We start from the raw sequence: 23800 nt of genomic DNA on the forward strand, positions 1-23800 counted from the left end.
AGGCCGCGAGGCAAGCAGGGCTGGGGCATGCCCCAGCCCTGCTTGCCATCACCGCCCGCTTCGGGCATCAAAACCACACGGGACTCCACCCATAGCCGGAGGAAACCTCGGTCTCAGGTCACCTCCACCACCGACGCGGTGGCGTCAATGGACGCGTCGTCCACCACGATGATGGCCATCTCTCGCGGCGACAGTTCACCCCTGCGGCGCTCGCAGGCATGCACGACGCTTCGCTCAGCACTTGCAATCGCCTCCCCAATGAAGGTGGCAACGATGTAGGCCGGGATAATAATGGCTATGCGGAGCATGCTCCACTCACGTTGGCTCTGGCGATTCCAGGGGAGACGATGTACCGGGCCTGGGGGCGTCCGTTCAGACGGACGCATGCTCCCGCGCCCCCAAGGTGAGTCAATCCACCACATCACCGCCGTTCAAAAATCGGTTCTCCCCGGCATGGGACCAAGCCTGTGGAGAGGAGCCGTGGGTAGGCTTCAGACAGCGCTGGAGGGTGCAGGATCACCCCCTGCGGTACCATTTCGCGTTGCTGCCCGTCATCGAAGCACCTCGCCTTCTGCCGTGGCATGCTGTAAAAATGAGGGGTATAGTCCCAGCATGGATAACAGCGCCCTCATTGCGGATTTGAACACCATGGGGCAGACCGGCGCCTTTTACGACCAACAGGCATATTGATTTCTATCGATGGGAAGGTGCCATGAGCGTGCCAGCTGAGGGACATTACTCAATGCCGAAGCTTGCCATTCTTTTCTGGTTCTATAAGGACTTGCACACATGCAAAAGCCGGCTGAAACAACTCCGCCAGCTTAATCCTGGTACGGCGATTTTTGGCCTGTATGGCGGCGACGCCGCCAACGAAGGAGAGGCGCGCCGCCAACTCGGTTCTTTCTTCGACGACTTCTACGCCTTTTCGGAAGACCGAAGCGCCCATTGGAAATGGCAGCACGGTGATCGGCTTATTGCGGCGTGGCACCGCGACCGCGGGCATGCCCTGAACTGGGAAACCATCATCCTTGTCCAATGGGATATGCTGATCTTGGAATCAATAAGCAAAGCCTTTTCAACTTTGCGCCGCGACGAGGTGCTGTTCTCCGGTCTCCGGCCACAAAGCGAAGTCGCCGACTGGTGGGGATGGGTGTCGGGAAAGGATCTGGAGAAGGCGAACGACATGCGTGCATTCCTTGATCATACCCGTGACCGCTACGGCTATTCAGGAACCCTCTGGTGCTGCTTGTTCATCATTGTCTGCCTGCCACGGCGTTTCCTGAACCTGTATGTGGAAGCTGGGCCGCCCGAAGAAGGCTTCTTGGAGTACAAGATGCCGACAATGGCCAGGATCTTCGGCATCCCGGCGTGCACCAATCACCCATACCAGCCTTGGTGGGCAAGCGATCCTTCGACGCGCAGTGCCCCGGCACGCAGCCGGACTCTGAACGCTGTGGGCCAAGATGTCGCATTCCAAACCATTCTGGAAGAGGCGGCAACCCGTGGCGGACGGAGGATCTTTCACCCGTACCGCCAGCCAGCTCCCTTGTGGCTGACGTACCGCCCACTGGCCAAAATCATGCTTGCCTACTCAAGGCTCAACACAGCCGAAGCGACAACGCCATGAATGCGCCCGAGTCCAAGCCAGACTGCCGGATCTGCGGCAATTCTTCTGGGAATCGAATCCACATTGCTCGTGAAATGATGCACGGGCGTCGTGACCAGTTCCAGTATATAGAATGTGCGGCGTGCGGCTGTCTGCAAATAGGTGAGATTCCTGAAAATCTGTCTGATTACTACGGAGAATCCTACTACAGTCTGAGCACAGACTTGGATAGGGAGTTCGCCGACGATGGCTTGCGGCGAAAGCGCGCGACAAGCGTGTGGAAGTTGCTTGCGCTGCCTGAGCTGCTAGCCCGAAAGGTTGATCACACGGACATGCGTCGCCCGTTGTGGGCGTTGCGCCGGGCGCGCCTGTCTAAAGGCTCACGCATCCTTGATGTCGGCTGTGGCGGGGGGCGGCTGCTGTATCTGCTCAATGTCGCGGGATGGCTGCATGGGTGCGGCATCGATCCGTTCCTGCCCCACGACGTACACTATGCCAACGGCTTGACGGTCCGGCGGGCGGAGTTGAAGGAGATTGAAGGGCAATGGGACATGATCATGTTCCATCACTCGTTCGAACACGTGCCCGATCCACTCTCAACCTTGAAAGCCGTCGCATCCCGCCTGAGCAGGAATGGCAGCTGTCTGTTGCGAATACCCGTCGCAGATTCGGAGGCGTGGCGGATCTATGGATGCGATTGGGTGCAACTCGACGCGCCAAGGCATCTTTTCTTGTTCACCCGCCGCAGCATTGGAATTCTCGCTGCACAGGCAGGAATGAAGGTGGTTGCCATCGATCACGATTCATACGATTTCCAGTTCTGGGGCAGCGAGCAGTATCGTCGTGACATACCCCTTTTCTCTCCAGAGTCTTACCAGTGGGGAAACGGCGCCCCGGTCTTCACGGGGGACCAAATTCGATCATGGCGACAGGAAGCCGAACGGCTCAACCGGGAAGGCCAGGGCGATCAAGCGGCTTTTCACCTCAAGCTCGTGTAGCCGCGAGTGGCATTCGTCCCAGCTTCCTGCCCGACAAGGGCAATTCCGAGATTTTTCCTTGCGCCGAGCCCAGCCGCAATTTCCGACCGCTCGGCGACCCGACGATCAGGTCGTTTCGCCAGCCGCGTCCAAATGATTGGCAGAGCGTCATGATGCGTGTATCCGACGCACAGCGGCAACGCACAACCACGCAGGCTAAAACCTTATGACCGTCGCCCGCGCCCTTCCGACACCGGAGCAACGGCTCCAGGACGGCGCGCGGCGGCTCGTCGCGGGCGACGGTGCCGGGGCGGAGGCCTGCTTCCGCGACGTGCTGCGGCACGCGCCCGACCACGCCCACGCCCACCACCAGCTCGGCTTGGCACTCCGGCGCCGCGGCCGGCGCGACGAGGCGCTGCCGGCGTTGCGCCGGGCGGTGCGGCTGGCGCCCCACGACGCCGGGCAGCGCGCCGTCCTCGCCGCCGCGCTTTACGAGGCCGGCGCGCTCGACGAGACGGTGGCGGTGCTGCGCGGCCTGCTGGCCGTGGAGCCGGCACATGTCGGCGGCCTGTTCGTGCTGGGCACGACCCTGCCCCAGCTGCGCCGCACCGCGGAGGGGATAGCCTGCCTGGAACGGGCGGTCCGGGCCGATCCGCTGCACACCCTGGCGCGCAGCCGCCTGGGCCGGCAGCTCATCGCCCTTGGCGACCTCGATCGCGCGACGGCGCAGCTCCGCCTCGCCCTGGCGACGCGCCCGGCCGATGGCATCGCCCTGCTGGCGCTGGCGACCATCGCCGGCGAGTGCGAAGATGCCGATGAACGCCGGCTGCTGGAGCATCTGGTCCGTGTCGATCCGACCCGCATCAAGGCCTTCCTGCGCCTCGGCGACATTGCGGAGGAGGAGGGCCGCCATCACGACGCCGCGGAGCATTGCCTGACCGCACTCGCCCTCGACCCCGGCAACGAGGGCATCCTGGCGAGGTTGCGTCCCATGATGCGCCGCCTGGGCCGCTCCGGCGAGTACCAAGCTCTCGCCAGCGCCGCACCGACACCCTACCGGCTGTGGCTGGACCGCTTCGCGCGGCTGGACGACACCGACCGGGCGGCGATCCGGGCGCGCATCGCCGCGCTGCCGCGGCGGCCGGTGTTCTCCATCGTCATGCCCGTTCACAACCCGCCGCCCGCGTTCCTGCGCGCGGCGATCCGCTCGGTCCAGGCGCAGCTCTACCCGGACTGGGAGCTGTGCATCGCCGACGACGCCTCCACCGACCCGGCGGTGCACGCCGTCCTCGCCGAGGCCGCGGCGGGAGACCCGCGCGTCAAGATCGTCCACCGGCCGGTGAGCGGCCACATCTCCGCAGCCAGCAACAGCGCGCTGGACCTGGCGACCGGCAGCCACGTCGCCTTCCTCGACCACGACGACCTTTACGCCGAGCACGCGCTCTACCTCATGGCCGAGGAGATCGCCGCGCACCCCGAGGCGATGCTGCTCTACAGCGACAACGACAAGATCGACGAGGGCGGCTTCCGCTTCTCCGCCTATTTCAAGGGCGATTGGGATCCGGACCTGTTCGTCGCCCAGAACTTCGTCTGCCATCTGGCGGTCTACGACCGCGCCGCCGTCCAGGCGGTGGGCGGCCTGCGGCTCGGCTTCGAGGGCAGCCAGGACTGGGATCTGGCGCTGCGCATCGCCGAGCGCGCCGGGCCGCAACGCATCCGCCATGTCCCGCACGTGCTGTATCATTGGCGGACGATCCCCGGTTCCACGGCCGAGGCCGTCGAGGCCAAGCCCTACGCCGTGCAGGCCGGCGTCGCCGCGGTGACCGACCATCTGCGGCGCACCGGTCAGGCGGCCGAGGTGCGCACCACGTGGTGCGGCCTGCGGGTGGTGCGCCCGCTGCCCGCCCCGGCGCCGGTGGTGAGCGTCATTGTGCCGACGCGCGACCGGCTGGCGCTGCTGCGCGCCTGCATCGACGGCGTGCTCGACGGCACCGACTACCCGAACATCGACCTGATCGTCGTCGACAACGGCAGCGTCGAGCCGGACACGCTGGACTATCTGGCCGCCCTGGAGCGCTCCGGGCGGGGCCGCGTGCTGCGCGCACCGGGGCCGTTCAACTTTAGCGCCCTCAACAACGCCGCCGTGCGGCAGGCGCGCGGCAGCGTGCTGTGCTTCCTCAACAACGACACCGCACCCATGGCGCCCGACTGGCTGCGCGAGATGGTGGCGCAGGCCGTGCGGCCGGAGATCGGCGCCGTCGGCGCCCGGCTCTGCTTCCGCGACAACACCGTGCAGCACGCCGGCGTGGTCGTCGGCGTCACCGTCGCGGCGCACTCGCATTACCGCCGTGGCCGGGGCGAGCCGGGCTTCTTCGGGCGGCTGCAACTGGTGGGTTCGGTCAGCGCGGTGACCGCGGCCTGCCTTGCGGTGCGCCGCTCCGTGTTCGAGGCCGTGGGCGGCTTCGACGAGGAATTCCCGGTCGACTACAACGACATCGACCTGTGCCTGCGCATCGACGCGTCCGGCCTGCGCAACCTGATCACCCCCTTCGCCGAGCTGTACCACGACGAGTCGGTCTCGCGCGGCGCCCAGGGCATCTCGGGACGCGAGGCGCTGCTGCGCACGGCCACGACACGCCTTCAGGAGATCTGGGGCGAGCGGCTGACCCGCGACCCGTACTACAACCCCAACCTCTCGCAGGAGCGGGAGTTCGAGCTGGCCGACCCGCCGCGCGCCGTCCCGCCCTGGCGGTGACGCACGAAGACGCTTGGCCGCAACCGGCCTGCCGCGCTACTGCTCGGCACAGGTGCTGAGCATGGGAGAAGGCCGGTGATGGGTGCGACCGTTGAGGGTGCCGGGACGGACGGCGGAGCCTTGTCCGTCTGCATCGTCACGCACGAGTTTCCGGGCCTTCCCGGCAGCGGCGGCATCGGCACCGCCTTCGCCGGCCTGACCGAGGCGCTGAGCCGCCGCGGCGCCAGCGTGACCGTGCTGGTGAGCGGCCTGCTGCCGGTTCCGCCCGGCTTCGAGACCCCCGAGGACCACGACGGCATCCGGCGCGTCCGCCTGCCCGACGCCCCGGCGGCGGTGCACGCCGACCCGTTCCTGCGGCTGTCCTACGCGGTCTTCGCATGGCTGCGCGACCGGCGTTTCGACGTGGTGCATTTCGCCGACTGGACCGGTCTGGGCTTCTGCGCCACGGCGGCGAAGCGGCAGGGGCTCGCCTTCGCGGACACGACGCTGACCGTCGGCCTGCACGGCCCGACCCGCTGGGTGCGCAGCATCACCGGCGGCGCCTTCGAGAGCCCCGACGAGCTGGCCGCCGACTTCCTGGAACGCTGCTCGGCCGAGCAGGCCGACGCCGTGGTGTCGCCCAGCCGCTTCATGCTGGACTGGGTCCGTGCCACCGGCTGGGTTCTGCCGGCCGACGCGCTGGCGATCCCCAACCTGTTGCCCGGCGGCAGCCCGGAGCGCCCCGCCGGCACGCACGCCGTCACGGAACTCGTGTTCTTCGGCCGGCTGGAGACGCGCAAGGGCGTGGCCCTGTTCTGCGACGCGCTCGACCGGCTGGCCTCGACGGCGCCCGCCGGCCTGCGCGTCACCTTCCTGGGCGGCTCGGCCCCGGTCGACGGCGAAGACGGGGCGGCCTATGTGCGACGGCGTGCGGCGTCCTGGCCGTGGAAGGTGGAGCTGATCGGCAACCGCGGCTCGCGCGAGGCGCTGGACTACCTGCGCGGCGACGGCCGCCTTGCGGTGATCCCGTCGTTGATCGAGAACCTGCCCTGCACGGTGGCCGAGTGCCTCGTGCTCGGCCTGCCGTTCATCGCCACCGACGTGGGCGGCACGCCCGAGTTGGTCGCCGAGGCCGACGCCGGCCGCACTCTGGTCCCGCCCGACGCCGGGCGGCTGGCCGAGCGGCTGGCCGGTGCGCTGCACGACGGCATGCAGCCAGCCCAGCCACGCCATCCGCAATGCGCCACCGCCGACATCTGGAGCCGGTGGCACGAGGAGCGCTGGGGCCGTTCCGCACCCCTCGTGGCTGCGGTCGCACCCGACGCCTACGTCCTGCTCGCCGCCCCGGAACTGCGGTTGGACGACGCGGCGGCAACGGTCCTGGCCGAGGCTGCCGGACGCATGGGCGCCGCCGCCGCCATCGGCGTGCTGGACGCCGCGGGAGAGCTGTGGCCCGCCCACGGTGGTCCGTTGGCGCTCGCCCCGTTGCGCGATGTGTTCGGCCCCGGCCCGGTTGTCGTCCGCCGCGACCGCCTGGGCGCCGCCCCACCTCCCACCGATGCAGCCGGACGCCAAGCCCTGCTGATGCGCCTGCTGGGCGACGGCGAGCGGGTGGTGCCAGTGCCGCTGGTCCTCGCCACCGCGGCCGAGCGCCCGATGCTGCCAGACCGCGCCCTGCGGCTGGCGGCGTTCCGTGCCGGCGCGCCGGCACCGCTCGACGATCTGGCGCGCCTGTCCACCGGGCTGGCGGCACAGGCGGAGCGCCTGCAAGCCGCCCAGCAAGCCGCCTCCGCACGCCACGACGGCGACCTCGCGACCCTGCGCACGGAACGCGACCAACTCGCCCGCGAGTTGGAACAGGATGCCGATGACGCGGAACGGCGCGCCGCCTTCTGGCGGAACCGCCTGGACGGCGTGTTGGAGTCCCACTCCTGGCGCCTGTCGGCCCCATTGCGCCGGGCGTTAGGCGGCACCGACGCGACGGCGCTCGCCAGCCTTCCACCCGAACTGGCGGTAGACACCGTCATGGGCTCGGTGTGGTGGGACGTGGCAGCACCGTTGCGGGTTGCCGCACGGCTTGCCAAGCGGATGCGCCGGCTTCTTCCGTAGCGGGTTGCCCGACTCGCCTATCGCCCCGCCGGCACCAGATCGACGATGACGCGGTATCCCCGCTCGCCGTTCGGCGAGTGCACCGCGATCTGCCGGACCTCGACGGCGGTGCGCGCCCGGATGTCGAGCCGGCTGCCCTCCGGCCCGTTCGTCACCTGATAGGAACTCAGCACCGGATGCCTGTCGGCACTCCAGCGGGGCGTCGTGTTCCACCGCGCGCCGGCCAGCGCCAGCACCACAGACGTGGCGTTCGGCCGAACGATTGCAGGCACGTCGAGCGGCCCGGACAGGTCGAGCACGATGCGGGTCACCGGCGGGTGCTCGCCCATGCGGATGCTGTGCACGGTCACCGCCGCCGGGCGCTCTGTCGCGGGTGTCGGCACCGGGCCGACGCTGGCCCCGCCCGGCTTTGGCGGCGGCACTGGGGGAATGGCGGCCAGGACGGGGGGCGGAGCGGTGGATTGTTCCCGATTGAGCGGCAGGTTGAGCGCCGTGCCCGGCGCCAGCCAGCCATCCTTGAGGCCGGGGTTCGCCCGCAGCAACTCCATCACCGTGGTGCCGTTGAGTTCGGCGACGCGCGCGAGCGCCCCGCCACTGCGCACCACGTAGCGCACCGGCGCCTCAGGTGCCGGCGGCGTAGGGGCCGGCATGGGAGCCTGCTGGACCACGGGCGCGGGCGGCGGCACCGGCACACTGGCCGGCGGCGTTGCCGTGACCACCGGCGGTGAAGTCGGTGGGACGGGCGGCGGCGAGACGGGCGCCGCCACCACAGGCACGGGTTCCTGGACGGGAGCCGGTGCCGGCGCGGAAGGCGGAGCCGCAGCAACCGTGGAGGTGGGGACCGGCGGCAGGGTCATTCCATCGGGCAGGCCACCGCGCCGGCCTTCGCGCAGACCGGCGCGCAGATAGTGGTCGTAGCCGCTGCGGAACACGCCGGAGCGGACGGCGGCGGCGACATCGGGATTGCGGGCGAGATAGGCATCCTCGCGCCATTCCGGCGGCATCGCGGCCTGCGGCTCCGGCTCCTCCGGTGCTGGCGGCGTCGGAGGCATCCAGGCGGCGAGATTGATGCGGAATCCCGCCCAATAGCCCAGCACCGACGCCACCGCTGGCAGCAGCGTGATCGCCAGAAGGATCAGAACCTTTCTCATCCGCGTCCGCTATGACGTTCGTGACCCACCCGCCGTCCTGCGGCCGGACATGCCATACTCCTTTCCCGCTTCAAACGAAATTCCTGAATGCGCCGGTGAGGAGATGACATGAGCAACCCCATGGCCGTTCTCGTCACCGGCGGTACCAGCTACATCGGCAGCCATGCCGTGCTCGCCCTGTGCGACGCCGGAATTCCCGTGCTGGTGCTGGACGATCTGTCGACCGGTCGCCGCGCCGCGATGCCCGAGGGCGTGCCGCTCGTCGTCGGCAACGTCGGCGATGGCGCGCTGGTGGCCAACTGCGGGTACGGCAACGGCTATTCGGTGCGCGAAGTGCTCCGCGCGGTGGAGCGGGTGACCGGACGGCCGCTTGCGCAGCGCATGGCACCATGCCGGGCCGGCGACCCGCCAGCGCTGATCGCGGCGCCCGGCCTACTCCGGCGAACGCTCGGCTGGACGCCCCGCCTCAACGACCTCGACGGCATCGTCCGCAGCGCCCTGGATTGGGAGCGCGCGTGCCTCGTCGAAAGTTGACGGCAAGCGCCAGGGCGGCATGATCCGCGGCGGCCACGCCAGGGAGAGATCCTCCCGTTCCAGCGTGAGGTTCGGGTTGTAGTAGGGGTCCGCCGCGGCGACGTGCGCCCAGCGCTTCATCATGAAGCCGACCTCGATGGCGAACTGCGCCAGACGTTCCGGCCGCTCGGTGCGGCCGCGCGACGCGCCTTCGTGGTGGTACATCTCGGCGTGCGGCGTCCACACGATGCGGTAGCCGCGCTCGCGCAGGCGTAGACACAGATCGACGTCGTTGAAGGCGACGTGCAGGTGCTCCTCCTCGAAGCCGCCCAGCTCGTCGAACACGGAGCGGCGCATGACGAGGCAAGCCGCGGTCACCGCAGAGAAGTTCTGCGCCAGCGCCGCCCGCCCGGCATGGCCGCGCGCGGCCCGCGGCAGGCCCTTGTGCAGGTGGCCGACCAATTCGTTCAAACCGAGGCCGACCCCGGCGTGCTGCACCGTGTCGTCGGGGTAATAGAGCATGGTGCCGACCGCGCCGACCGCGCTTCGCAGCGCGTGCCCCGCCATCTCGGCCAGCCAGCCCGGCGCAATGACCTCGATGTCGTTGTTGAGGAAGGCCAACAGGTTCCCGGTAGCCTGCGCCGCGCCGAAATTGTTGATGGCCGAGTAGTTGAACGGCGCGTCGTAGGCCAGCACGCGGGCCGCCCCGGTCCGCTCCAACTCGGCGAAGTAGGCGCGCGCCTCCTCCGTCTCGCTGCGGTTGTCGATGACCAGGATCTCGACGGCGCCGGGATAGTCGGTGCGCGCGCGCAGGCTTTCGATGCACTGCCGCAGCAGGTCGATCTTGTCCTTGGTCGGGATCACGATGCTGACCGCCGGCGCCGGTGTGGGCAGCGCGTGGAGCACGTGGTTGGCCTCGCCGTCCAGCCAGGGCTCGACCCGCGCGGTGACGCCGCAGCGGTGCAGATGCGCGGCCAGCAACGCCCGCTCGCGGCCACGCCGGGCCGTGTCCACCGATTCGCCGGTGCTGTGGCTCAGGACGAAGGGCACATGTTCGACCCGCGGCTCTTCCGGCCACTCCAGCAGGCGCAGAACCGCCGCGTAGGCGAGGTCCGCGGCCGGGACCGCCGGGTCCAGCGCGGTGCGCTCCAGCACCACCAGCGAGCCCAGATAGTTCTGTGCGCAGAAAAGGTCCGGGCTCCAGTCCGGCTTGAACCAGGGGTCGCTGCGCTGCCCCCGGTCGTCCAGACGATCCTCGTCGCCATAGAGCAGCGCCGTATCCGGCGCCGCCGCCAGCCGTTCCGCCGCCAGATAGAGCGCGTGCGGCGCCAGCCGGGCGGCCGGATCGAGGAACGCCAGCCATCCCTCGGCGGCTTCGCTCAGCGCTGCGGCGTCGGGTGCGGCGGTCACCCGCGGGTCGCTTGCCGCACCGGGCGGCACGGTCCCGCCCAGCACGACCAGCCGCCAGCGCGGGTAGAGCTGCCCGCGCACCGAATCGACCGCTGCGGCCACGTCTTCCGGTTTCACGCCATCGGCCGGGACGACCACGGTGAACGCCGCCGTCAGGCACGTCACCCGCGTGGCGATGGCCGCGCGGTCCGTCTCGTCCAGGTCGTCGAAGCAGGCGATCCAATCGCGGTAGGTCAGCTCCGGGACAGCGTTCTCCTCGGCCACCAGTTCGGCCATGGCGCGGGCAATGCCGTGCACGCCGCCGGCAAGGCCGGCGAGCAGCCGGCGCGGATGGCGCCGGGCCAGCGAGACTAGCAGCGGCAGCGTGCCGATGGACAGCGCCTCCACCCGGTCCAGGCGGAACCGTCCCGGACGCGCCAGGGGATCGAAGCGCAACGCGGCGACCCCATCCGGCAGGCGCAGGGTCTGCGTCACGCTGCCCTCGCGCAGCAGCGGCAACGACACCCGCCCCGCCTCGCTGAAGCCGGCGCCGGAATCCACGTACAGTTCGGGCACCAGCGGGTGGTCGATGCCGCGCCCGCTGTAGGTCAGGCGGGTCCAGCCGCGCGGCAGCCCGCCGCCCCCGGCCGGGCGCAGCAGGAAGTGCGGGTCGTGACCGAGGCTGTGGTGCACGCCGCCCTCGTCGCTCACTTCCGCCAGCGGCTCCAATTCCAGCGTGTGGCGGCGGTAGCGGACCATGCCCAGCAGGCGCCGAGCCAGACGGACGCCGCGGCGCAACGGCAGGGTCAGGCGCCAGGACCACGAGTTGCGCATCGCCTCGATGGCGCGCTGCTTCTCGGCGTTGGCGGCGTCCAGCGCCTCGATGTCGCGCTGCTTCTCGACGATATCGGCGCGCAGCGTCTCGATGGCGCGCTGCTTCTCGGCGTTGACGGCGTCCAGCGCCTCGACGGCGTTCTGCTTCTCGGCGATGTCCGCGCGCAGCGTCTCGATGGCGTTCTGCTTGGCGCGGCTGTCCGCCAGCAGGTCCTCGACGGCGAGCTGGCGCTGCACCAGCTCGCCTTGCAGCGCCTCGATGGCCTCTTGCTTGCGCCGGCCGTCGTCCAGCAGTGTCGCCACCGTGCGCTCGGTCTCGACGAAGGTGCCGCGCGCCAGCGCCGCCAGATCGGCCTTCAGCCGGTCGCCGGACAGGTACGGCCGCAGCGCACGGATGTGGTTGAGGCCGAGCGACGTCGTGTTGATCATGCTGCCGGCGTCGAGCCGGTACCAGAACAGCGCCTCGGGCACCGTCAGCAGATTCAGCCCGGCCAGCACCGCACGGGCGAAGAACTCGTAATCCTCGTGGCCGACGCCGTAGTCCTCGCTGAACCCGCCCAACTGGCGGAAGGCGTCGGCGCGGATCAGCGCGTTGGCGTCGCCGAAGGCGTTGAACAGAACGCCGACCTCGGCGGCCGGGCCGAGGAAGACGCGGCGCGTCTCGGCCACCGGCACCCCGTCCCGCTCCCCGGAGAAGGTGTCGTTGAAGCAGGTGACGATGTCCGCACCCGACGCCAGCGCCGCCGCCGCCAGCACCGACACCTCGCCGGGCTTGGCCAGATTGTCGTCGTCCATGAACAGCAGGAAGTCGCCCGCCGCCACCGCCGCCGCGGCGTTGCGCGCCGCCCCAAGGTAGCGGTTGGCCTGCCGCACCAGACGGAACCGCGGCACCGGCGGCGTAGCCTCCAGCGCGTCCAGGCAGGCGAGTGCCTCGGGCTGGTCGCTGCCGTCGTCCACCACGACCAGTTCCAGCGCCGGATAGTCCTGCGCGGCGAGGCTGGCGAGCGCTTGGCGCAGCAGATGCGGGCGATTGAAATGAGTGACGCAGACGCTGACCAGCGGCGGCTCGGCCGGCGCGGGCGAGGCCGGGTGCTGCGGCGGGGTGAGCCCCAGATCCGGCACCGGCAGCGGTTCCGGCCGCGACAGGCCGGGCACCAGCCGCGCGGCGAGGTCGGCCGGCGGCCCGCAAGGCGCGAGGCCGGGTGCGAAGGGCGCCAGCCCGGCGTGACCGCGACCGACGACCGGCACCCGCAGGGCGCGGCACAGCACCGCCAGCCACGCGGCGTCCGCCGTGCGCCCCGGAAGCACCACGAGGTCGGCGGCGCGCAGCAGATCCGGCACCTCCGCCTCGGCGGCGGTGCGCACGTCAAGCGCGTCGGCCAGCCCGGCGAACGCGCCGGCATCGGGGACGCGCGCGAGATCGACCAGCGTGAGCGTCCGCGCCGGCCCAGCCTGACGCAGCGCCTTGGCGAGGAAGCGCAGGTCGCCGTCCGCCACATCCTCACCGATGGCGAGAAGGCGCAGCCCTGGCGCAGGCTCCGCCGGGTCCGGCGCCGGATCGCCCACCTCGGCGGCCGGCAGCCGCGCCTCGGCCAGCGGGCGCACGCCATCGGCGCGCACACGGCACTCGTCCTCCAGGAAGAAGCGGCCGAGGGTGTCGAACTGCGGGAAGCCGCCGCGGTCCTGGAACAGCGCCCGGCTCGGCCCCACCTCCAGCAGCGCGAAGGCAGTGTCGGTGAACCTCCGCCCCGCCGCGCGGGCGAGCAGGCAGTAGTACGGCAGGCCGTACAGATCGACGGCGTGCACCTCGTCGAACGCCCGTTCCCGCGCCCAGGCGTAGAAGCGGTAGGCGAGGCGCGCGTAGACGTTGCCCTCCAGGCGCGGCGACGGCTCGGGCGCCGTCTCGACGCGGATTCCGGGCAGATCGGCGAGCGCCCGCAGGGCGGCTTCCGGCACCGATTCCTCGGCGGCGACGCAGGCGGTGACCGCGCGGCCCTGCGCGGCCAGCGCCCGGCACAGCGCCACGCCGTGGCGCCACGCCAGCGCCGCGTGCCCGTCGCCGACCCAGGTGAGCGGGACCGCCGCCCGGACCGCCGCTTTCCGCCGCGCGTCCATCAGCGCAGGCGCCGCTGCATCTGGTACGACAGGTAGCGCGCCACCCGCCGTGCCGTGCCCGACCAGCCCTCGTCACGCAGCGCGTACCACAGCTTGGCCGAATAGACCGCCGCCCAGTTGCCCTGGAACCGCCGCGCCGGAATCACCGGCCGCGGCGCCGGCCCGGTCCCGGCGGCGAGGGCCAGCAGGCGGATGGTGTCGTCGGCCGCCCGCGCCCAGCCATAGCGCCCGCGCGCGAAGCGGTAGCACATCACCGAATGCTGGCGGAGCAGATCACGGTTGCCGGCATAGGCGCGCAGCAGCGCCAGCATGTCCGCGCCATCGGCGGCGAGCAGCGGCGTCATCTCGGGATGCGCGCCGGTGTCGAAGGCGATGGCGGCGGTGCCCAGCGCCTCGGCCTCCAGCAGCGGCAGGTTGCAGCCCTCCCAAAGGCTGGGCGAAATGAAGACGTCGAGCGTGCGCAGGTACTCCGCCCGCTCCGCGTCGGTGGCGTTGAGGTGGGTGACGATGCCGGCGGCGCGGAACGGCTCGGCATCCTGCGGGGTGCCGCGGCCCATGACATGGAACTCGGCGTTGATCCCGCTGGCGCGCACGGCGGCGGCGACATCCAGAAAGGCCTGTGTGCCCTTGTACCGCGCCTCGCCCGGCCCGATGCGCACCAGCGTGCCGATGCGCAGCGGCGCCCCGTCGCCCAGCGGGAAATCCTGCAGCCCCTTGCTGCCCTGGTCCGGCACGTGGTCGCAGCCGTTGTAGACGAGCTGCGCGCGCGGCCAGTCGATGTCGTGCCGGATGAACTCGGAAATGGCGATCACGCCGGCCAGCGCGGGGTACACGTGATCGTGCTTGTGCCGGATGATGCGTTCGCGCTCGGCGCGGTCGTGCTCGAAGAAGCTCGGGCTCGGGTCGCCGTGCTCCCACGCCCAGCAGGAGAATCGGCCCTGGAGCGCCGGCAGCGCCTCGAAGAACGGGGTGGTGTGCGCCACAATGTTTCGGGCGCCGACCGCCTCGGCCAGCGCGGCGATGGCGTCGGGCTGCGCCGCCACCTCACGGATGTCCAGGCCGGCGACCGTCCCGTCGTTCTCCAGGCAGCCGACGGTCACCGCCACACCGCGCTCGGCCAGCCGGGCGGCGATGTTCTCGATGACCACCGAAACGCCGTAGCCGCGGCCCATGCGATGGCAGAGGAAAAGAAGTGCGGACATGGGGCTCACACAGAAATCAAAGGGCAGCGGCGTCGATGAACGAGCCCCAGCGGCGCATGAAGTGCTGGCGGTCGCCCCAATCCTCCGAGCCCTTGGGGCGAGTGGCGTTCTCCAGGTGCAGGACCTTGCCGGCGTTGACGATGGCGATGCCGTGGCCCAGCCGGCGCACCGCCAGACACAGCGCCACGTCCTGGCACTCGGTGCGATAGCCCTCGTCGAAGCCGCCGACCTCGCGGAACAGGGCGGAGCGGACAGTCACGCAGGCGGCGGTGACCGCCAGACAGTCCCAGCTCTGCGCCGCCGTCTCCGGCATGGTCGCGCGTGCGTGCGGATGGAAGCAGAAGCCGCGCAGCGGCCCGCTGCGGAACACGTCGATTCCCGCGTGCTGCACGGTGCCGTCCGGGAAGAACAGGCACAGCCCGACCGCCCCCAGATCGGCCCGCTGCTCCAGCAGCCGGACCATGCGCATCAGGCAGTCGGGATGATCGGCGACGATCACGTCGTTGTTGAGGAACAGCGCCGTGTCGTACTTGGCGTGGCCGAAGAAGACCTCGTTGTTCGAGCGCGAGAAATGGTACTTCAGCCCGCGCACCACGGTGACGAACGCCGGCACCCGGTCGTACAGCGCCAGCACCGCGGCGTCGGTCGATCCGGTGTCGCCGATCAGCACCTCGAACCCCAGCCCGGCGGCGCGGAACGCCGGTTCGATGGCGATCAGGCTGTCGGTCAGGGGGACGATCAGCTCCGGCTTGTTCAGGTTCAGGATGATGACCGACAGGCCGCGCGAGGCCGGCTGCCTATCGGCAGCGGAAGCGCCGACGCGCGGGGCGGCCAGGGCACGGTCCGTGTTGGCGGTGTCCGCGTAGGGGTCGAGCCGGGGATCTCGGAGCATGGGCGGGAAGCGCTGAACCTATGGGAATTCTGGGCGGCTATAAGAGGCTGCGCGACCGGAATCGTCAATTCCTTTCGCCGTTCCACACAGAGCCCTTCTCCCCTTGGGGGAGAAGGGTTGGGATGAGGGGTCGTTACGCTCTGTAGAGCGGAAGTAAGACTCCTTTTCGGCCTTCCGGCCGCAACCACCCTCCCCCCACCCCCTCTCCCCTCCAGGGAGAGGGGCTCTGGACTACGCCGCGATCTGCCTTACCGCTCGTGAAAAGCCTCCTGCGTCCGCCGCGACAGGGGCGAGAGGATGTATTCGAGGATGCGGCGCCGGCCGGTCTTGATCTCCGCCGACACCGCCATGCCGGGGGCGAGGCTGCCGGTCCGGCCGTCCACGTCCAGGCTGGTGCGGTCCAGCGCGATGCGGGCCGAATAGACCGGCCCCTGCTCGGCCGTGTCCTCCTCGCGCTGCACAGCGTCGCCCGACACCGAACTCACCCGTCCGGGCACCAGCCCATACTTGGTGAAGTTGAAGGTGTCGATCTTCACCGCGACCGGCTGGCCTTCCGCGACGAAACCGATGTCCTTGTTGGGGATGAAGGCCTCCACCTCCAGCGAGCTGCCCTCCGGCACGACGACCAGCAGGGCCTGCGCCGGCGTCACCACGCCGCCCACGGTGTGCACCGCCAACTGCTGCACCGTCCCATCGACCGGCGCTGTCAGCCGGTGCCGGCCGACGCGCTGCTCCGCCTTGCCGAGCTCCTGAACGAGGTCGGCGGCCTTCTGCTCGGCGGCGGTCAGTTCGGTGTAGAGGCCGCGGCGGTACTCCGCCTCCGCCTGCCGGCGCTGCTCGGCGTTGGACGCCATGGCCGCCTCGGCTTCGGTCAGGCGGGTCTTCTGAACCAGCAGTTCCTGTTCGCGCTCCACTTGATCCTGCAGCAGTTCCAGGTACTGGAACCGCGATGCGGTGCCCCGGAGCGACAAAGTGTGCAACGCCTCGGCACGCTCGCGCACCAAGGGCAGCGTGGCGTTCAGCTTGGCAACGGCCTGCACGACGGTGGCGCGGTCGGCTTCGCGGCGCGCCAGCTCGCGGTCCATGGAAGCCAGCTTGGCACGCTGCTCGGCAACCTGGCTGATCAGCAGTTGCCGGTGCATCTGCACCAGCGCCGCCGGGACCCCGGCCGGCGGAACGTAGGCGGTCAGCGGGTCGCCGTCCGACAGCGCCGCAGTCAGCCGGGCGATTTCGGTGCGCGTGGTCGCCAGCTCGCTGGCCAGCCGGTCGCGGTCGGCGAGCGCCTGGGTGGCGTCCAGTTCAACCAGCACGTCGCCGGCCTTCACCGCGGTGCCGTCCTCCACATGGATGGCGCGGACGGTGCCGATCTCCATGGGTTGCACCACCTTGACGCGCCCGCTCGGCACGATGCGTCCCTGCGCCACCGCCACCACGTCCAGCTCGCCGAACCACGACCACGCCAGGGCGAGGGCGAAGAACGCCATGATCGCCCCGGAGAAGATTCGCACCGTCGGCGATGGCGGGCGGTCGAGGATCTCGATCGCGGCGGGCAGGAACTCCAACTCCGCGCTCCGGCGCGCCGCCGGGCGCCGGGGCTTCAACACGACGACATCGTTGCTGGCCATTGGCACCCTCTCAGCTCGCTTCCCGGCCGAGCTGGCCGCGGAACAGTCTGGCGTAGCACCCACCCTGCCGGATGAGCTGGTCGTGCACCCCGTCCTCGACGATCCGGCCGCGCTCCATGGTGATGATCCGGTCGGCGACGCTGACGGCGGACAGGCGGTGGGCGATGATCAGCACCGTCCGCCCGGCACAGATGCGTTGCATGTTGGTCTGGATGACGCGTTCGGATTCATAGTCGAGCGCGCTGGTGGCCTCGTCGAAGATCAGGATGCGCGGGTTGCTCACCAGCGCGCGGGCGATGGCGATGCGCTGGCGCTGCCCGCCGGACAGCGTGGCGCCGCGCTCGCCCACCACGGTGTCGTAGGCTTCGGGCAGTTCGGCGATGAAGTCGTGGGCGCCGGCCAGCCGCGCCGCCATCACCACCCGCTCCATGTCCATGGCCGGGTCGGCCAGCGCGATGTTCTCGCGGATGGTGCCGGTGAACAGCACGTTGTCCTGGAGCACCACCCCGATCTGCCGGCGCAGCCACACCGCGTCCGCCATGGACAGATCGATGCCGTCCACCAGGATGCGCCCCCGCTCCGGCACGTAGAAGCGTTGCAGCAGCTTGGCCAGCGTGCTCTTGCCCGACCCCGAAGAGCCGACGATGCCCACCACCTGCCCTGCTGGGATGTGCAGCGAGATGTCGCTCAGCGTCTCCTGCCCGTCGATGCGGTAGCGGAAGGTGACGTGGTCCAGGGTGACGTCGCCCTTGATGGCCGGCAGCGAGGCGCGCCCGGCGATCTGCAACGGTTCGGTGGGCGTGTTCAGGATGTCGCCGATGCGGTCCACCGACAGGCGCACCTGCTGGAAGTCCTGCCAGAGCTGGGCGATGCGCAGCACCGGCTGGGCGACCCGCCCGGCGAACATGTTGAAGGCGACCAGTTCGCCCACCGTCAGCCCGCCGCCGATCACCAGCTGGGCGCCCATCCACAGCACGCCCATGCCGGTCACCTTGGAGATGACCTGCACCGACTGGCTGGCGGCATTGTTCAGGTTACGGGCGCGGAAGCCGGCCGACACATAGCCGGCGAGCTGTTCCTCCCACTTGCGCTGCATGCGCGGCTCGACCGCCATCGCCTTGACGGTCTCGATGGAGGACACCGCCTCCACCAGGAAGCTGTGGTTCTCCGACCCGCGCTGGAACTTCTCGTCGAGGCGGCGGCGCAGGATCGGCGTGGTCACCACGCTGACCATCACGTAGCAGGGGAACGACGCCAGCACGACGAGGGTCAGCGTCGGGCTGTACAGGAACATCACCCCCAGGAACACCAGCGTGAACAGCAGATCGAGCACCAGCGTGATGGTGGAACTGGTGAGGAAGTTGCGGATGGTCTCCAGCTCGCGCACGCGCGCCACGCTGTCGCCGACCCGCCGCGCGGCGAAATATCCCATCGGCAGCGCCAGCAGCCGGCGGAACAGCTGGGCGCCCAGTTCCACGTCGATGCGGTTGGCGGTGTGCGAGAAGGTGTAGGCACGCAAGCCGCCCAGCGCCGCCTCGAACAGGATGACGACCAGCATGCCGATCATCAGCACGTCCAGCGTGCTGACGCTGTGATGCACCAGCACCTTGTCGACGACGACCTGGAAGAACAGCGGCGTCACCAGGGCGAACAGTTGCAGGAACAGCGACGCCGCCATGACCTCGCCGAAGATGGTGCGGTACTTCCACACCGCGCCGGCGAACCAGCCGATGTCGAAGCGCGGGGCGCCGAAGCCCATCACGCCCTTGCGGCCCAGGCACAGGATGTGGCCGTCCCACAGCGCTCCGAAATCCTCGCGCTTGACGATGCGCCGCTGGCCGATCGCCGCGTCGTAGACCAGAACCCGGTCCGCCGCCGCCTTGAGCAGGACCATGCACGACCCGGACGGCCCCAGCACCACCGCCGGCATCGGCGTCCGTTCCAGCCGTTCCCAGCGGGTGCGCACGACCCGCGCCTTGGCGCCGGCCCGGCGCGCCTGCCGGACCAGCTCGCGCATGTCGGCCGACCGGCCGCCGCAATCGTGCCGGATCGCGTCGTAATCCGCCGGAATGCTCAAAAGCCGCAGGGCCGTCACCAACGCGGTAACAGCCGCATCCCGTTCCGCTCCGCTCTCGACGTTTGCCATAGCTGTGTATTTCCCGGTGTTGTCGTCGGTCGCTGGCAAAGGCGCTCTCGGCACTGGATTTACGTGCGCATGACTTGCGAAACTACTCCAGAAGAAGTGGTAATCCCTTAGCCGTCCGCCGCAGTCCTGGCCTGTACTTACCCCTTTTCCGCGGAAGGTCACGAGAAAGAGGCTTGGCGGCGCGGCGCATCGGGGCTAAGTCTCAGGCGCTCGGCAACCCTCAGGGAACGGCGCGGTGGATCTCGGTACCCAGGGCATGCGGCCGCTCGTCCACGTCTTCGGGCACTTCTCCGGGCGAACGGGGTACAGCGTCCACGCCATCAACTTCGCCCGTGCGCTGGCCCGCCGCTGCAACGTGCTGACCACCGAAATGACCGGCGGCCCGGCGGCCCTGGCGGACAGCGCCGCCCAGCTCGCCGCGCGCCACGCCGCCGGGCAGGCGGTGTACAGCATCGCCGTCACCGCACCCGACGACTTCCCGGCGCTGGCCGGCCTCCCCGGCCGGCGCATCGGCTTTTTCGTGTGGGAACGCGACGCGTTGCCCGACCGCTGGCTCCCCCAGCTCGCCGACGTTGACCGCGTGTGGACGGCGTCGCGCTGGGGCAAGGGCGTCATCGCCGCCGCCGGGGTGCCCGAGCACCGCATCGACGTGGTGCCCGAGGGGTTCGACCCCGCGGTGTTCAGCCCGGAGGGTCCGGCGCTGCCGGCACTGGCGCGAGACCCACGCTTCAAGCTCCTGACCGTCGGCAAGTTCGAGGAGCGCAAGAACACCGCCGGCCTGATCCGCGCCTTCGCCGCAGCGTTCGCCGACACTCAGGACGCCGCGCTGGTGCTGAGCTGCACCAACGCCTTCCTCAAGGATTTCGACCTCTCCCGCGAAGTGGAGCGTCTGGCCGGGCCGGTGCGCGACCGCATCCTGCTGGCCCGCTGGGTCGATACGCCGGACACGCTGGGCACCATCTACCGGGCGTGCGACGCCTTCGTCGCCCCATCGCGCGCCGAGGGCTGGGGGCTGCCGATCATGGAAGCCATGGCCTGCGGCCTGCCGACGATCACCACCGGCTACAGCGCCATGACCGAGTACGCCACGCCGGAGAACGCCGTGCTGCTGGATTACACGCTGGTCCCCGCCCCCGCCTGCCCGCTCGCCGGCCATCTGGACCGCGACGGCCGCTGGGCGGAACCCGACGCCGCCCAACTCGCCCGCGCGATGCGCGCCCTCTACGAGGACCGCGCGCGCGGCCGGGCGCTGGGCGCGCGGGCGGCAAGCTACATGGCGGCCGGCTGGACCTGGGACCACGCCGCCGACGCGGCGTTGCGCACCCTCGAAGCCCTGGACCGTGATGAGCACTGACCCGCGCCGCCTGGAGGGGGTGACCCTGCTCTGCGCCGACTGCCGCAACCACGCGGCGGCGCTGCTCGCGCTGGAGCGCTGCACCGCGGCCTGCACCTTCGACCGGGTGCTGTTCTTCACCGACCGGGCGGTGGCCGCCCCGGCACCGGTGGAGGTCGTGGCGATCCCGCCCTTCCGCGACCGCGACGACTACTCCCGCTTCCTGGTGAAGGAGGTGGCCGACCATGTGGAGAGCGACCACGCGCTGGTTGTGCAGTGGGACGGCTATATCCTCGACCCGGCGTGCTGGAGCGACGATTTTCGGCGCTACGACTACATCGGCGCCCGCTGGTTCTGGTTCCGCGACGCCATGCAGGTGGGCAACGGCGGCTTCTCGCTGCGGTCACGCCGGTTGCTGCACGCGCTGCGCGACGAACGGGTGACGGTCGAGCAAGCGGAGGATCTGAGCATCTGCCGCGACCACCGCCCGTTGCTCGAACGCGAGTTCGGCATCGTCTTCGCGCCCGAGGAAGTCGCCGACCGCTTCGCCTACGAGCGCACGATCCCGGACGGGCCGACGTTCGGCTTCCACGGGCTGTTCAACCTGTGGCGCCATCTGGACGGCGCCGGGCTCGCGACGCTGCTCGACGCGCTGCCGCCCGAGACGCTGGCCTCCGACGACATGGTGGAGTTGATCTGCCGCCTCACCGCCCGCGGGCGGGCGGCGGACGCCAAACTGGCGCTGAACGCCGCCCAGCGGGTCCGCGATCTGGCGTCCATCGCCAAGACCGCGAAGCGCTATCTGGCGCCGTCCCGCACTGGGTGAACTGCCGGCTGACTCACTTGGTCCAAAAGCTCCCGAACACTGCCATAGCCAAGGCTGGTCGGGATAACCTCGCCGCTCGTGGTTTGCAGTTCGACCGTGCCGAGCTTGTCCGTCCCGCGACCGAGGTGAATGAGATGAACGATCTCGATGGGCTCGAAAGGTGGTTGCGGCTCGCAAAGGCAGCCGCGCTCGGCATCGACCATCGGAAGAGCCTCGCCGACAACCCAATCAAAGCGGGCCGGCAGCAATCCAAGCCGGCTCAACGGCCGGCTATGCAACACCATATTGAGAGCGACTTGTTCGAATATGTGGGCTGGTTGAGAGTTGTTCGACAGCATGTAATCCATGCATTCATCGAGTGAAGTGGCCCACATCTCCCATATCGGAGAGTCGCTCGTCATGGCAAAGACGCCGGAGCAATACTCCGACCCTATGGACATCATCTGGGCTGGTTTCTCTGGAACCATGAGTTTCAGCAGAGACACCATGAGAGACCGACCGCGCACCAGATCGTGTCCGTGGTGGCGCTGGTACGAACGGTCTGCCGACGAAACGATGGCGATTTCTCTGGTCTGCGCGGCGCGTACGAGAGTTGGAATGGCGTTGGCGGAGCAAACCCACGCGTCGCTGTCGATCCACACATAGGTTTCGTAACCGGGAAAATATGTACGTAGATATGGACGAGCCGTCATGGCCCGGTACCAGGGGGCAACATTATAGGCAGTCAAAAAAGCACTGCTCGCGTGCCAGCCTGGAGAGACGACGTTCACTCTAGCCGCAGCAAGCTCTTCTCGATGCTCAGGGATAAGGCCAAGGTCCAGAAGGCCAACAGGCAGATCTGCCGCATGCTCGCCGAGTGACAGCAGCAACCCGCGGGCCAAGTCCATGAAATTTGTGTCGGCCGCTGTTATGATAATTGTTTTATCACTCATCGAAGGTTAGTCCTTCTTGCACAGCAGCGGCGACACAAGCGGCGAATATGCCGAGGATCTGTTCGGACCGCCCAACTAGGACGTTGCCGATGCAGAGCGGAGCGTCGTCTCAGGCAACGGCGAAGCCGGGTTCTCTGCCGGAAACAGAGTCTGCATGAGCTGGTCAATCTTGGCCCGCTGCTCCTCGCTGGACTCGGCCCGCGCGCGGTCGAGCAGTGCGCGCCCGCGTTCCAGATCCGGCGCGCCGAGGCGACCGCGGATCAGCAGGATCGCCAGATTGACCATGGCCTCCAGATGGCCCTGCTGGGCGGCACGGTCGAACCACTCCGCCGCCGCCGCCACATCGCGGTTGATGCCCTGACCGCGGCTGTACACGAGGGCGAGGTTGAACTGGGCACGCGCGTGGCCCTTCTCCGCGGCCTTGCGGTACCACGCCACGGCCTCGAAGGCATCCGCGTCGACGCCACGGCCGACCTCGTAGAAGCGGCCCATGTGCCACTGCGCCGGCACATACTCGGCCCGTGCCGCCCGGCGGCACAGCGCCACCGCCTTGGCCTCGTTCTGCGGGACCGCCTGACCACTCAGGTAGAACTTGGACAGCGCGACCATGGCCGCCGGATGGTTGCGCTCAGAGGCGCGGGTCAGCCACTGGACGGCCTCCGACGGGTCGCCGAGCGGCGCCGGAGCGGTCGCGTAGATGAGGCCCACATCATAGGCCGCGTCCGCCAGCCCTTCATCGGCGGCGATTTTCAGGTAGCCCAGCGCCTTTTCCAGGTCCACCTCGCCCAGATGGCCGTCACGACAGGCATGTCCGAGGGTGATCAGGGCCTTGTCGCAGCGCTGCCCGGCCGAGCGCTCCAGCAGGGCGAGCCCCCGGTCCCAGTCGCGGTGCTCCTCCGGGCCGAACATCAGGTACCGGCCCAGCAAGTACTGTGCCTCTGCATCCTCTGCTCCGCAGGCGCGCTCCAGCCACGCCATGCCCTCGACCGGATCGGTGTTCAGGTCATAACCATTGGGGAACAGCAGCGAGCGGTTTGCCGTCGCAGGTTTTTCCTCCGAGCGGTACCAGCGGAGCGGGTCGAAGGCGTCGCGCGTCTGCCCAAGCCCGTAGACGAGCAACTGACCCAGACGGCGCTGGCCTTCCACCTCTCCGCCTTCCGCGGCCCGGCGCAGCCACATCACCGCATCGGGGACGTTGCGCACCACGCCGTTGCCTTCCATGTAGCAGCAGCCGAGGCGGCACTGGGCCGCGACATCGCCCCACACCGCAAGCTTGCGCAGGTCGCGGATCGCCAGACCGAGCCGCTTTGCCTCCCACGCCTCATCCACCCGGCGCATCACCCGGTTGCGGAAGAGCCATAGACGGAACCGTGCGGCGAAGGGCACCCTGCGCCGTTCCGGACCTGCGTTGGTGGA

16 protein-coding genes are annotated in these 23800 nt (G+C 69.5%); 7 read left to right on the forward strand and 9 right to left on the reverse strand.

What is annotated here, in order from left to right:
* Positions 1-113 precede the first annotated feature (113 nt).
* Positions 114-308 (reverse strand): glycosyltransferase, encoded by a 195-nt coding sequence (locus ACSVDD_RS28725; protein WP_448192850.1) that lies wholly within the window; start codon positions 306-308, stop codon positions 114-116.
* 404 nt (positions 309-712) lie between these two features.
* Between ACSVDD_RS28725 and ACSVDD_RS28730 the strand changes: the two genes are divergently transcribed.
* The 4 genes from ACSVDD_RS28730 (at position 713) to ACSVDD_RS28745 (ending at position 7426) form a co-directional block, all read left to right on the forward strand.
* On the forward strand, positions 713-1627 hold the full coding sequence (locus ACSVDD_RS28730) for a hypothetical protein (protein ID WP_448192851.1): 915 nt from the start codon (positions 713-715) through the stop codon (positions 1625-1627).
* Positions 1624-2604, forward strand: a complete 981-nt coding sequence (locus tag ACSVDD_RS28735) for a class I SAM-dependent methyltransferase (protein WP_448192852.1) — start codon at positions 1624-1626, stop codon at positions 2602-2604. The genes ACSVDD_RS28730 and ACSVDD_RS28735 overlap by 4 nt, the downstream gene beginning before the upstream one ends.
* A 205-nt stretch (positions 2605-2809) precedes the next feature.
* Positions 2810-5338 carry a glycosyltransferase gene (locus ACSVDD_RS28740; protein ID WP_448192853.1) on the forward strand — a complete coding sequence of 843 codons (2529 nt, stop codon included), beginning with the start codon at positions 2810-2812 and terminating at the stop codon, positions 5336-5338.
* Between the two features lie 78 nt (positions 5339-5416).
* A complete protein-coding gene (locus ACSVDD_RS28745; protein ID WP_448192854.1) occupies positions 5417-7426 on the forward strand; it encodes a glycosyltransferase family 4 protein in 2010 nt (669 codons plus the stop codon).
* Between the two features lie 17 nt (positions 7427-7443).
* Here ACSVDD_RS28745 and ACSVDD_RS28750 read toward each other — a convergent pair whose 3' ends face one another.
* Positions 7444-8577, reverse strand: coding sequence for a LysM peptidoglycan-binding domain-containing protein (locus ACSVDD_RS28750; RefSeq protein WP_448192855.1), 1134 nt, complete (start codon positions 8575-8577; stop codon positions 7444-7446).
* A gap of 108 nt (positions 8578-8685) precedes the next feature.
* Here ACSVDD_RS28750 and ACSVDD_RS28755 point away from each other — a divergent pair, with 108 nt between their 5' ends.
* Entirely contained in the window at positions 8686-9111 is a 426-nt protein-coding gene (locus ACSVDD_RS28755; RefSeq protein WP_448192856.1) for an NAD-dependent epimerase/dehydratase family protein, read from the forward strand.
* On the opposite strand, the gene ACSVDD_RS28760 is transcribed toward ACSVDD_RS28755, so the two are convergent.
* The 5 genes from ACSVDD_RS28760 to ACSVDD_RS28780 all read right to left on the reverse strand — a co-directional run bounded on the left by ACSVDD_RS28760 (position 9010) and on the right by ACSVDD_RS28780 (position 19293).
* Complete coding sequence (locus tag ACSVDD_RS28760; RefSeq protein ID WP_448192857.1) at positions 9010-13428, reverse strand: glycosyltransferase; 4419 nt, start codon at positions 13426-13428, stop codon at positions 9010-9012. The two genes, ACSVDD_RS28755 and ACSVDD_RS28760, sit on opposite strands and share 102 nt — an antisense overlap.
* Positions 13428-14630, reverse strand: a complete 1203-nt coding sequence (locus tag ACSVDD_RS28765) for a glycosyltransferase family 4 protein (RefSeq protein WP_448192858.1) — start codon at positions 14628-14630, stop codon at positions 13428-13430. Before ACSVDD_RS28765 ends, ACSVDD_RS28760 begins: the two co-directional genes overlap by 1 nt.
* Positions 14631-14646: 16 nt before the next feature.
* Positions 14647-15522 carry a glycosyltransferase gene (locus ACSVDD_RS28770; RefSeq protein ID WP_448192859.1) on the reverse strand — a complete coding sequence of 292 codons (876 nt, stop codon included), beginning with the start codon at positions 15520-15522 and terminating at the stop codon, positions 14647-14649.
* Between the two features lie 248 nt (positions 15523-15770).
* Complete coding sequence (locus tag ACSVDD_RS28775) at positions 15771-17147, reverse strand: HlyD family type I secretion periplasmic adaptor subunit (RefSeq protein ID WP_448192860.1); 1377 nt, start codon at positions 17145-17147, stop codon at positions 15771-15773.
* Positions 17148-17157: 10 nt separating this feature from the next.
* The gene (locus ACSVDD_RS28780) at positions 17158-19293 is read right to left on the reverse strand and encodes a type I secretion system permease/ATPase (RefSeq protein WP_448192861.1); all 2136 of its coding nucleotides are present in this window, start codon (positions 19291-19293) and stop codon (positions 17158-17160) included.
* Positions 19294-19528: 235 nt separating this feature from the next.
* Here ACSVDD_RS28780 and ACSVDD_RS28785 point away from each other — a divergent pair, with 235 nt between their 5' ends.
* The gene (locus ACSVDD_RS28785) at positions 19529-20647 is read left to right on the forward strand and encodes a glycosyltransferase family 4 protein (RefSeq protein ID WP_448192862.1); all 1119 of its coding nucleotides are present in this window, start codon (positions 19529-19531) and stop codon (positions 20645-20647) included.
* Complete coding sequence (locus tag ACSVDD_RS28790) at positions 20637-21452, forward strand: DUF5672 family protein (RefSeq protein ID WP_448192863.1); 816 nt, start codon at positions 20637-20639, stop codon at positions 21450-21452. Before ACSVDD_RS28785 ends, ACSVDD_RS28790 begins: the two co-directional genes overlap by 11 nt.
* On the opposite strand, the gene ACSVDD_RS28795 is transcribed toward ACSVDD_RS28790, so the two are convergent.
* Both ACSVDD_RS28795 and ACSVDD_RS28800 read right to left on the reverse strand, forming a co-directional pair.
* On the reverse strand, positions 21425-22384 hold the full coding sequence (locus ACSVDD_RS28795) for a hypothetical protein (RefSeq protein WP_448192864.1): 960 nt from the start codon (positions 22382-22384) through the stop codon (positions 21425-21427). The two genes, ACSVDD_RS28790 and ACSVDD_RS28795, sit on opposite strands and share 28 nt — an antisense overlap.
* Before the next feature lie 75 nt (positions 22385-22459).
* A complete protein-coding gene (locus tag ACSVDD_RS28800) occupies positions 22460-23722 on the reverse strand; it encodes a tetratricopeptide repeat protein (protein ID WP_448192865.1) in 1263 nt (420 codons plus the stop codon).
* Positions 23723-23800: the final 78 nt, after the last annotated feature.

This window comes from Azospirillum terrae, from assembly GCF_053470425.1.